The 11,617-nt window shown below is 73.6% G+C and carries 7 protein-coding genes; all 7 read right to left on the bottom strand.

Annotated elements, in window-relative coordinates:
- Positions 1-101: 101 nt before the first annotated feature.
- The 7 genes from AC4H2G_RS00950 to AC4H2G_RS00920 all read right to left on the bottom strand — a co-directional run bounded on the left by AC4H2G_RS00950 (position 102) and on the right by AC4H2G_RS00920 (position 11,608).
- Complete coding sequence (locus AC4H2G_RS00950; RefSeq protein WP_494363904.1) at positions 102-1,514, bottom strand: FAD-dependent oxidoreductase; 1,413 nt, start codon at positions 1,512-1,514, stop codon at positions 102-104.
- A gap of 301 nt (positions 1,515-1,815) precedes the next feature.
- Entirely contained in the window at positions 1,816-2,289 is a 474-nt protein-coding gene (locus AC4H2G_RS00945) for a hypothetical protein (RefSeq protein WP_494363903.1), read from the bottom strand.
- Positions 2,290-2,418: 129 nt separating this feature from the next.
- Positions 2,419-2,688 carry a hypothetical protein gene (locus tag AC4H2G_RS00940; protein ID WP_494363902.1) on the bottom strand — a complete coding sequence of 90 codons (270 nt, stop codon included), beginning with the start codon at positions 2,686-2,688 and terminating at the stop codon, positions 2,419-2,421.
- Positions 2,689-2,835: 147 nt separating this feature from the next.
- Positions 2,836-7,347 (bottom strand): type VII secretion EssC family protein, encoded by a 4,512-nt coding sequence (locus AC4H2G_RS00935; protein ID WP_494363901.1) that lies wholly within the window; start codon positions 7,345-7,347, stop codon positions 2,836-2,838.
- Between the two features lie 69 nt (positions 7,348-7,416).
- On the bottom strand, positions 7,417-8,118 hold the full coding sequence (locus AC4H2G_RS00930; protein ID WP_494363900.1) for a hypothetical protein: 702 nt from the start codon (positions 8,116-8,118) through the stop codon (positions 7,417-7,419).
- Entirely contained in the window at positions 8,115-9,893 is a 1,779-nt protein-coding gene (locus tag AC4H2G_RS00925) for a serine/threonine-protein kinase (protein WP_494363899.1), read from the bottom strand. The genes AC4H2G_RS00930 and AC4H2G_RS00925 overlap by 4 nt, the downstream gene beginning before the upstream one ends.
- On the bottom strand, positions 9,890-11,608 hold the full coding sequence (locus tag AC4H2G_RS00920; protein WP_494363898.1) for an FHA domain-containing protein: 1,719 nt from the start codon (positions 11,606-11,608) through the stop codon (positions 9,890-9,892). The genes AC4H2G_RS00925 and AC4H2G_RS00920 overlap by 4 nt, the downstream gene beginning before the upstream one ends.
- Between the last annotated feature and the right edge of the window lie 9 nt (positions 11,609-11,617).

Genomic DNA, 11,617 nt, shown 5'->3' with positions numbered 1-11,617 from the left:
CGCACCGCCCGGCCTGTCGCCCGGTCCTGTCGCCCCGCACCGGCACGACGACGGCGCCCCACCCGGGAGGGCGGGGCGCCGTCGTGACGTGGAGCCGGAGGTCAGCCGACCTGCGACTCGCCGCGCGCGACGCGGATCATGTCCTCGCGCGGGACGACCTTGATGCGCTCGCGCCCGTGCGGCTCGCCGAGACCGCGCTCGTACGCGTCGAGCAGCTCCCAGCCGGACCACTCGACGTAGTCGACGCCGCGCTCCGCGAGGAACTCGACGACGGCGTCCGGCGTGCCGAGCGGGGCGACGCGCCCCGCCTCGAGGTCGGCCGACGCGACGTCGCCGCCGTCGCCGGCACCGGTGACGTCCTCGACGAGGTGGCGGATCGTCTCGGACGCGTCGGACTTCGTGTGGCCGATGAGCCCGACCGGACCGCGCTTGATCCAGCCGGTCGCGTACACGCCCGGCAGGTGCTCGCCGTCGATGTCGAGGACGCGGCCCTCGCGGTTCGGGATGACGCCCTTGAGCTCGTCGAAGGGGATCTCGGGGAGCGGGGAGCCGAAGTAGCCGACCGCGCGGTACACGGCCTGGACGGGCCACTCGTGGAACTCCCCGGTGCCGGACACGGTGCCGTCGCCGTTGAGCTGCGTGCGCTCGGTGCGCAGCGCCTCGACCTTGCCGTCGCCGAGGATCGCGGCGGGCGCGTGGAGGAAGTGCAGGTGCAGGCGGCGCGACGCCGTGTGCTCGCTCGGATCCTTGAGCGTCCAGTCCGTGAGGGTCTTGACGACCTGCTTCGTCTGGTTCGACGAGCTGATCGCGGCCATCGAGCCCTCGTCGAACTCGAAGTCCTCCGGGTACACGATGACGTCGACGTCGGGCACGTGGCCGAGCTCGCGCAGCTCGAGCGGCGAGAACTTCGCCTGCGCCGGGCCACGACGGGCGAACACGTGCACGTCGGTCACCGGCGACGTCTTGAGGGTCTCGTACACGTTCTGCGGGATCTCGGTCGGCAGGAGGTCGTCGGCGTGCTTGGCGAGGATGCGTGCGACGTCGAGCGCGACGTTGCCCGCGCCGAGCACCGCGACCTGCGGCGCCTCGAGCGGCCACGTGCGCGGGACGTCCGGGTGCCCGTCGTACCAGGACACGAAGTCTGCGGCGCCGTAGGACTCGGGCAGGTCGATGCCCTCGATCTGCAGCGCCGTGTCGCGGATCGACCCGGTCGAGAAGATCACGGCGTCGTAGTACTGGCGCAGGTCGTCGAGCTTGAGGTCGACGCCGTAGTCCACGTTCGCGAGGAGGCGGATGTCGCCCCGGCTCAGCACCTTGTGGAGCGCGACGATGATCTGCTTGATGCGCGGGTGGTCCGGCGCGACGCCGTAGCGCACGAGCCCGAACGGTGCGGGCAGGCGCTCGAAGAGGTCGATGCTCACGTCGAGATCGGTCTTGGACAGGATGTCCGCGGCATAGATCCCGGCGGGACCCGCGCCGACGATCGCGACGCGCAGGGGACGGATGCTGCTCACAGGACAAGGTGCCTTCCGGTCGAGGACGGGAGTCTGGTGCTCGGTGTGGTGCTCGGTCTGGTTCGCCGAGGCACGAGCAGGGCTCGTGCCCGGCCGCAGCACGGCGGGCCGATGCTGACCGACCGCAGGAGACCACCTCGATTGTACGGCCGGGTGAGGGTAACCTCACTCAGCCCTCTCCCGATCCTCCTACTGTGCCAGCGGTCTCGCCAGGTGGATAGGGCGTCTTGTGATCCGGGCGAATGTAAACGGTGACGGTCTTGCGGTCTCACCACGGGCAGCCACCGACGAGTACCGGCAGCTACCGGTCGAGGCGCAGGCTCCCCTGCACCGCCCGGATCTCCTCGCCGGCCCACGGGTGCTGCGCGAACGTGCACGTGCCCGTCGTCTGCACGACGTCCGCGACCGGCCCGCGCGGCACGACGACCGTGCGCACCGACTGCACGAGCACGACGCCGCCCCCGCCCTTGAACGACGCCTCGACCCAGCGGCCGGCCAGCCCGTCGACGTCGATCTCACCGCTGCCCAGCTCACGCAGCCTGGGCAGCGGGCGGAGCTTGCGGACCACCTCGGCGTGCGCGTCGTCGAGCGTCGCGTCGGCCCGCACGCGCGAGACCACGACGATGACGTTCGGGTTGAACTCCCCTTCCGGCACCTCCCGCCCGAGCGCGAGCGGGAGCGCGACGTGCGGCAGCGGGAGCCAGCCCTCCGGGGCCGTCACGCGGACACCCACGGGTGCGGGGAAGTCGTCGCTCGGGTAGCGCAGCTCGGTCATGCGGCGGGGCCTCTCGTCGGGGGTGGTGCCTCAGCAGTCTCGCAGACCGCCCCGCTCCCGGACGCGCCGAGGGCGCAGGACCCCTTGCGGGATCCTGCGCCCTCGGTGGACCGCAGTGGTGCTCGCGGATCAGGAGTTCGAAGCCTGCTCCTGCTGCTGCGCGTTCTGCGTGGCCTTCTGGCCGGCCTCGGTGAGCATCTGCGAGACGTTGTTCAGCTGCGTCTGCGCAGCCGGCCAGTCGCTGCCCTTGAACTGCTGGGCGTCGGGGCCCTCCCAGGTGACACCCTGGACCTGGGTGTTCAGCGTGTTCATCGTGGTCCGGATCTCGTCCGCCTTCTGCTGCAGCGTCTGACCGAGCCCGCGGAGGTCCTCGACGTTAGCGCCCCAGTATCCAGCCATGGTTCATCTCCTTCTGTCCTCGGCCCCCACCGTGCGTGAGCGCCGTCCCGTTGTCGATGGCCCTACTCAACCATCGGCCCCCGCACGCGTCGATGGGGAGGCCTCCCCATCGCCCGTGCCGGAAGTGCTTCCGAGCGTCCTGCGCCCTCAGCGGGGCAGCGCCACGTGCATCTTGCGCGCCCGCCCCGAGACCACGAGGAAGCCGCGGCCAGGCGGGAAGTCGGCGCGGCGCAGCCGCCCGAGACCCGTCCCGAGCAGCGTGTCCCCGTCGAGGTCGCCCGGCGTCAGCAGCAGACCCGACCGGCCGGCCTTGAACGGCTGGGCGATGGCCCACGCCTGCCCCCACGTCGACGACTCCGCCTCGCCCACCACGAGCTGCTCCGCGCGCACGGCCGTCCGCACGAACGCCGCGAGCGGCTGCTCCGCGGGGGTCCCCGTGAACTCCGTGACCGACTCGACGAGCACCGTCAACGACCCCGGGCGCAGCGAGCCGCCCTCGAGCGCGGCGGTGAGGCTCTCGAGCAGCGTCACGACGTCCTCGGGGGACGTCGCGGTCGTGTCCCACGCGTCGAGCGAGGAGATGCTCGTGCGGCGCGGCGCGAGGTAGACCACCCGGCCCGCGCGCGCCCGGCGCACGGCCTGCGCGATGGTGACGAGCGCCGTCGTCCGCCCGCCTCCCGGGGGACCCGACAGCATGAACGTGCCGCGGGCGGGCAGCGCCACGGGCGCGATGTCGAGGTCGTCCAGGCCGATCGTGGGGCGGTCCCCCGTGAGCTCGGGCAGCACGTCCAGCGTGAAGCTGTCCGGCAGCCGCTCGACACCGGGCGCCTGCGGGATGCCGAGCCGCGACATCGCGTCGCGCAGCCGGCCCAGCTCGCGGGCCTGCAGCGCGACGTTCGCGTCGCCGCCGAGCACCGCGACCTGGACCTCGTTCTCCTCGAGGATGCCGCGCCCGGGGGGCGACGTCAGCGTGAGGACGTCCTTCGGGACGCCGAGCGTCATGTAGTCGTCCTCGTTCGCGAGGCGCAGCACGAGACGCTTCTGGATGGTCGACCCGAGCGACGTCGGGACCGAGGCCGCGCGGTCGCCCGTGACGACGACGTGCACGCCCACCTGGCGGCCGTCCGTCGCGATCTGCGTGAAGGCACCCCAGACGGGGAACGCGTGCGACGGACGGAACTCGTACGTGTCGCGGAACGCACCGATCCCGTCGACGAGGAGCAGGATGCGCGGCTCGTCAGGGACGTTCGCGATCCGGCGGTACTCGTTGAGATCACCCGCACGCACCGCGGCGTAGCGCGCGGACCGCTCGTCCACGACGTCGCGCAGCGTGCGCAGCACGCGCTGGACCCGTTCCTCGTCGTCCCCCTGGACCACCGCCCCCACGTGGGGCAGGTCCTCGAGCATGCGCAGGCCGCTCGCGCCGGCGTCGATCGCGTACACCTGGACGGGACCGCCGCGCGCGGTGATCGCCGCCGACACCGCGATGGTGCGCAGCGTCGCGCTCTTGCCGGAACCACCCGTGCCGTAGATCGCCATGTTGCCGTCGCGGTCCGGCTCGTAGAACACGGTGGGCTGCGTCTGCGTGGTCGGGTCGTCCTCGACGCCGAGCAGGAGCATCGCGTCGGTGCGGGGGTTCGGCAGGCGGGCGAGGTCGTAGGTGCGCGCGAGCTCGGGGAGCCACGGCTTGCGGGGCGCCGGGACCGCCGCCTCGACGGCCGCTCGCGAGATCGTCGCGACCACGCGCGAGATGTCGTTGGGGCCCGGGTCCTGCGTGTCGTCCTCGACGTCGGGCTCCGGGAGCTCCCAGCGCAGACCTGTGCCGAACGACATCTCCTGCACGTCGATCCGGGACGGCTCGGGGCGCGAGGACGTCCAGCCGCCCGCGTACCCCGTCTGGAACGGGGTGATGCGGCCGGGACCGGTCTTCACGGCGCCACGGCCCGGGATCGACGGGTCGAAGTGGGCCGCCATGGGGATGCCGAGGATGTCGGTCGAGTCGTCCTCGTCCGCCATGCGCAGCGCGACGCGCAGGTTCGTGTTGGCGCGCAGGTTGTCCTTGATGACGCCCGCGGGCCGCTGCGTCGCGAGGATGAGGTGCAGGCCGAGCGAACGACCGCGCTGCGCGACGTCGACGACGCCGTCGACGAACTCCGGGACCTCGTTGACCAGGGCCGCGAACTCGTCGACGACGATGAGCAGGCTCGGCGGGGCGTCGGGGTCGCCGGTGCGCTCGAGCGACGCGAGGTCCTTGGCCTTCTTGCGGTTCAGCAGATGCTCGCGGTACCGCAGCTCCGCGCGCAGCGACGTCAGCGCACGCCGCACGAGGTGCGGGGACAGGTCGGTGACGAGACCGACGGTGTGCGGCAGGTTCACGCAGTCCGCGAAGGCCGCGCCGCCCTTGTAGTCGACGAACAGGAACGTCACGCGGTCCGGGCTGTGCGCGGCCGCCATGCCGAGCACCCACGACTGGAGGAACTCCGACTTGCCCGCACCCGTCGTCCCGCCGACGAGCGCGTGCGGCCCCTGGGTGCGCAGGTCCAGGTAGAGCGGCTCCGTCCCGGAGTGCCCGACGAGGCCGCGCAGGTTCGTCGGGGTGCGGCGCCGCACGGGCGGCGAGCCGTCGCGCGGGGTCAGGGAACCGTTCTCGCGCCACGCGTCGACGAGGATCGACGGGTCCTCCGCGAGCGACGTGCCCGCGAGCGCCAGGTAGGAGACGGAGCGCGGCAGGTCGGAGTCGTCGTCGACGGGCGCACCGACGTCGACGACGGGCGCGAGGATGCGCGCGACGTCGTGCGCGGTCGCGAGGTCCACGGTCTCGCACGTCACGGGGAACGACAGGCGCCCGACGCGCACCTCCCCCGTCGTCGCGCCCTGGGCCGCGCCGGGACGACCCGCGCCCTGCGCGTCGGCCGCGGCGCCGGTCTCCTCGACGAGGACGAACGTGCGGCACGCGGCAGGCAGCTGCTCCACGGACGGCGCGACCCACACGAGGTGCACCCCCGCGTCCGCGCCGCGCTCGGCGAGCCGGGTGAGGCGCGAGCGGTCCACCGGCGCGTCGTCCTCGACGAGCACGACGACGCTCGGCAGGACGGGCTTCGGGGTGTCCTGCGGCTCCTCCGGGTCGATCGGGCCGCGCAGCTCGGCGTGGGCGCCGAGGTCGGCCCCGCGGAGCTCGACGATGTCCTCGAGCCGGGACAGCAGGGACAGCGCGGCGCCCGGGTTGTCGGCGAGGTGCGCGCCACCGCCGAGCGGGCTGTGCGGCGAGCCGGTGTGCGGGAGCCACTCGAGCCACTCCCAGTCCGCGCGCGAGCGCTGCGACGTGATGGCGGCGAGGACCAGCTCGGACGGCGAGTGCAGCCCGGCGAGCTGCACGAGGATCCCGCGGCCGACGGCGTCCGCCGTGGCCCCGGCGCCGGCGATGCCCAGCGCGCCGTCGGTGCGCAGTCGCGCCACGACGGGCACGCCGTCGATCGTCGCGCACTGCGCGTGGAGCTTCTCGAGCTCGTTCCAGAACTCAGGGAGCGAGTTGTTCTCGTTCTGCTGCTCGACCTGGGCGCGCGACGGCGCGGTCCCCAGCCCGACGCGCACGGTGAGGAACGCGTCGTGCTCGGGCCGGTGGGTCCACAGGAGACCACCCAGGCGACGGACCGCGTCGACCGTGTCCGTGACGGACGGTGCCTCCGTGAGGCGCACGGCCCGTTCGACGGCGTGCGTGCGGTCGATGGTGTCGCGCATCGCGGCGACCGACGCCCGGAACTGCTCGACCTGGGCCTTGAACTTGCGCTTGGCCTGCGACCGCTGGTCGACGTAGTTGCCGAGCATCATGATCGGGCTGAGCGCGATGAACACGATCGACAGGATGTTGCGTGTCACGGAGTAGAGGATCACGCCCATGATGAGCGGCGCGACCATCGCGAGGTACGGGAAGCGCGCCGGGTCCTGGGGCTGCGGCGGCTTCGGGGCCCGGAGCTTGCGCTCGCCGAACCGTGCGACCACGCGCGGCGACCGGTTGAACTCGACGACGGGGCTGGTCGGGGCGAGGCTCGTCGACCGGTGCAGCGACACCACGGAGACCACGGTGCTGCCGATCGCGACGGTGTCCGCCGACGTCAGCGTCGAGCGCGTCATGCGCTGACCGCCCATGACCAGACCGTTCGCCGAGTTCGTGTCGGTGATCTCGATCGACTCGCCGACGGTGATGCGCGCGTGCCGCTTCGACACCTGCGGGTCGGACAGACGGATGTCCATGTTGCGGTCACGGCCGACGTAGCTCGTCCCGACCGGCAGCGGGAACTCGCGCCCGGCGTCCGGCCCCTCGAGCACCCGCAGGACGGCGACCGCGGCGCCGCGGTCCTGCCCCGGGGAGTCGAACTGCTCGGAGACCCGCACGATCGAGACGGCCGAGCCCGAGCGCAGTCCCGCCTCGACGAGGTCGCTCGTCGGCGACAGCACGCGGCCCTGGCCCGACGTCCCGACCGCCGTCGGGGTCCCGGTCACCTGGAGCGTGAGCCGCTCCGGCACGGACGAGCCGGCGCGCGTCGGGTCGCCCGCGAACAGCGCCTCCGCGACGTCGCGCACGGTCGCTGTCGCGTCGGCCGTGACGGCGACGTTCGTCGTCGTCGAGTCGGGGCGGTGCAGGGTGAGCTTGATGCGCACAGGGGCGTCCTCGGGGGGTCCTCGGGGGTGGTCCTGGGTCGTGGCCGCGCCGTGGCCGGCGCGAGCGGGTCAGCCGTCGTCGGCCGCGTCGAGCAGGGGCAGGTCGGCGGACGTCACGAGGCGCGACGCGACCGCGTACTCGACGAGCCGCGCCCGCCGGTTCGTCGCGAGCGCCCCGGGGCCGCCGCGCAGCCCCTTCACGCCGATCCGGTCGAGCTTGTCGCACACGTTGTCGAGCTTGCGGTTGAACCGCGTCGTCGCCCACCCGAGCCGCGCGGCCGCCGCAGCCGACGACGGGATCTCGGACAGCCCGGTGCCGTCGCGGCGGAGCATCGGCTCGGCGAGCGAGACGATGAGCTGCTTCTGGCTCGTCGTGAACGTGATCATCCCGATGGTCGTCGCCCCGGAGTCCGCGTCCTCCGACCGGATCTCCTGGTACGGCGCGCCGTGCAGCTGCGCGAGGATCTCGTACGTCGTCGGGCCGGCGGTGAACACGATCGAGGTCGTGGGGAAGACGATCGGGAGCCGGTTCCCGGGCGAGAGCCAGGACTGCACGCCGCCGCCGGCGTCGCACACCGTCGCGGAGATGAGGGAACCCACGTTCGCGAGCCACCAGATCCCGCTCTCGAACGAGACCCGCAGGAAGCGGCGGTGCAGGTACGGGTTGTCCTCGATCGAGAGGTCGCCGTCGCGGCCGATCTCGAACACGTCGCCGTCGTCCGCGGACGGGCGGAACCACTCGCCGCAGAACTCGATCGCGAGCTCGCTCATCCGGCGTCCCCCTCGACGCACGCGGTCTGCGGGCTGGCGGACGGCCTGCCGTCACGCATCACGATGACCTCGATGCACACGCGCTCGTCCGGTGCCGCGCTGAGCTCGACGGTGTCCTGGTCCCAGATCTCCTTGTACTGCGTCGTCTCCACGAGGTCGAGCTTGCGCCACGCGAAGCTGTCGCCCTCCTGGGCGTCCTGGCTGTCGTACGTCCAGGTGAAGGTCGCGACCTGACGATCCGGGTCGTACGTCCCCGCGAGGTCGTTGACGGGCGGGACGAGCGCGCCGAGGTTGTCGGACGGCACGGCGGACGCCTCGCCCGTCGGCGTGGGTGTCGGGTCGTCGTCGGCCTCGGAGGAGCCCCCGCCCTGCGTGAGGGCGAAGATCCCGACGCCTGCGAGCACGAGGATCCCCGCGCCGACGAGGACGGGAACCAGGGCACCACGGCGCGCCTCCTGCTCCGGTGCTCCCGGGGCCCCTCCCTCCGCCGGGCCGACGGTGCGCTGCACTGTGTCCTCGACGGGCGCCGTGCCCCAGGGCGCGTAGGGCGCGGGCGCACTCGGGTGCCGCCGCGACGGGTCCGTCGCCTCGACGACGGGCGCGTACGGGCCCGCGGTCGGGTAGGTGCCCGCCGTGCTCGACGAGGGGACGCCGGGCGACGTGACGCCCGGACGGTCCGTCCGGGCCGCAGGTGAGACAGGAGCCTGATGCGGGACGTGAGTTCCCGGACCGGGCTGAGCGGGCCACTGCGGGGCGGGCTGTCGCGGCGGGTGGAGCGGGGTGGTCGACAGCGTGGGGTTGCGCGTCGGGGTCGGCTGCGCCTGACCACCGGGGTCGATCGACACGACCTGACGCAGGCGGGTCCCGCCGTCGTCGTCCGGCTCCTCCTCGTGGACGTGGCCGGAGTCGTCCAGGAGGTCGACGGGCGTGACCGCGTAGGAGAGCTCGTTCTGGACCTGCTGCAGCGCGCGGGCGAACGCGAGCATCGTCGGGTAGCGCGACGCGGAGTTCTTCGCCATCGCCGTGTCGAGCACGCGCTCGAGCGACGCGGGGACGTCCGTGCGCCCCGTGCGCGGCAGCGGCGACGACTCGATGCGGGAGATGAGGTTCGCGCTGGAGTTGGAGCCACCCGGCACCTCGAACGGCGAGCGACCCGCGAGGAGCGTGTAGGTCGTCGCGGCGAGCGCCCACACGTCGGTCGCGATGCCGCTGCGGGGCGGCTCCGCGAACGACTCCGGCGGGGACCACGGGATCGACATGCCCTCGGCGCGCGCGGCGTCGTCGACCGTGGACGAGATGCCGAAGTCCGTGAGCGCCGGGTGGCCGTACTCCGTGACGAGGATGTTCGCCGGCTTGATGTCGCGGTGGAGGATGCCGGCGCGGTGCGCGGTCTCGACGGCTCCCGCGATCTGCACCGCGGTTCGCAGGGCCTCCGCGACGGACAGCCGCTCCGTGCGGTAGCGGGCGCCCAGGTTCGGCCGCGAGCAGTACTCCATCGCGAGGTACGGGCGGCCGTCGTCCGCGACGTCCGCTTCGTACATCGTGACGATCGACGGGTGCGTCGACAGCGTCGCCATCAGGTCGGCCTCGGCGTCGAAGGCGGCTCGCTGCGACGGGCTCGACCACTCCTGGAGCAGGACCTTCACGGCCACGCGGCGCCGTGGCCGCTGCTGCTGGTAGAGGAAGACGTCGGAGAACCCGCCCGAGCCGATGAGCGAGACGTACTCGAAGCCCTGGATCTCCGGGGGTGGGGACGGTGCTCGCTTGGTGCTCACCAGATTCCTTCGAACGTCAGGGTCACGCCGTCCCCGAGGTCGACGACGTCGCCGTCGACGACGAGCACGGGCTCCGACGGGTGCAGGCGGCGCGGCGGCTGACCGGCGCGCAGCAGCGTGGTGCCGTTCGTCGTCGCCATGTCGCTCACGAGCACGTGCCAGCCCTCGAGGGTGACCTCGAGGTGCGAGCGCGAGATGTCCTGCTGCGGGCTCGGCACGGTCACGAGGCGCGGGAGGTCGGCCGCCTGCGTCCTGGGCGTCCTGGGGCGCCGCCCGACGACGACCCCCCGGTCGAGCTCGACCGTCTGGCCGGTGGAGACGAGCAGCCGACCGAGCGGCGGGCGCACCGCGAGGGCGGCGTCGCCGTCGAGCGTGCCGGCGCAGACCGCGCAGGTGTCGCGCGACGGCGGGTTGGAGTGCCCCTGCTCGCACGTCCGCGCGAGGATCCGCTGCAGTCCCGAGGCCGGCGGCGTCGTGAACGAGGGGGTCGGGGGCGGCGGCGGGGCGTCGGTCTCCTGCGCGGCCGCGCGCAGATCGGCGATCGCGGAGGACAGCACGGTGTGCCCGTCGTGGTCGAGACCGCCGTCGCCGGGCCCCTCGGCCGTCGCCGCCTCGTCCGGGGTGACGGTCGCGGCACGATGGGCCGCTGCCGGGGTCGCCCCCGTCCACTCGCGCGGGACACCGGCGATGAGGCCGCCCGCGTGCGGTGGCTCGTCCGGACCGGGGACCGGCGGAGCCCCGGCGCCCGGGGGCGGCGGCACGGTCGCGTCGACCCGCTCGGCGGAGCCGGACGGCGCGGCGGCCGGCGCAGGGGCGGGCGCAGGGGCCTGCACCTGGGGGGCAGGAGGCTCGCCCTCGTCGTCGGCCTCCTCCTGCGCCCGGACCGCCGCGTCCTCGACGGTGCGCAGCACGGTCGAGCCCCACAGGTGCGAGTAGTCGTCGGCCGCGGGGAACGGGTCCTCCGGCGCCATCTGGGCGTCGCCCTCGGGCTCGCGCGCGAGTCCGGGCAGGTCGAGGAGGCCGACGCCGTCCGGCTCGGGCGCCATCGTCTCCTCGGGCAGCGCGATGGTCGCGCCGAACGCCCCGGGATGCTCGGACGGTCCCGACTGCTGCGCCACCGTGGAGGAGGGCTCGGCGCGCGGCGCGTCGTCAGCGCCGCCGGACGTGCCGTCGGACGGGACGACCTGGGTCGGCGCGGAGGTCTCGGCGACGGAGGACTGGTCCTCCTCGTCGGCCTCGACGGATCGCGCGGGGCGCTCCGCGAGCTGCCACGCCACGGCGTCGGCGAGCACGACCGCGGACCCGAGGGGCCAGGTCGCACGGTCGCCGAGCAACGGCTCGCCGACCGAGGCGTCGGCGGGGGCGACGCCCGTGCGCACGAGCAGCTCGACGACGTCGTCCACGACGCGCTCCGACCAGGTGGTGACGTCGTCGCCGTCGACGTGGACGCGGTCGCCACCCTCGATCTCGAGGGTCACCGCGAGGGCGCCCCGCACGGCGACGTGGACGCGGCGGTCGGCCACGACGGCGACCGCGAACGGCGGGATGGTGCGCAGGCTCGAGCCGAACGCGCCGGTGAGCACCTGGAGGACCTCCACGACCCCCGGCGCGGCACCGAGCTGGTCCCACACCTGGTCGACGAGCGCCGTCTCGACCGGCGCGGGGAGCACCACGACGGCACCGCCCCGCACGAGCGCGCGTGCTTCTCCCGTCACGTAGCGCAG

Source organism: Cellulosimicrobium sp. BMG9.23, from assembly GCF_059159985.1.
This window is presented reverse-complemented; position numbering and strand designations above follow the sequence as displayed.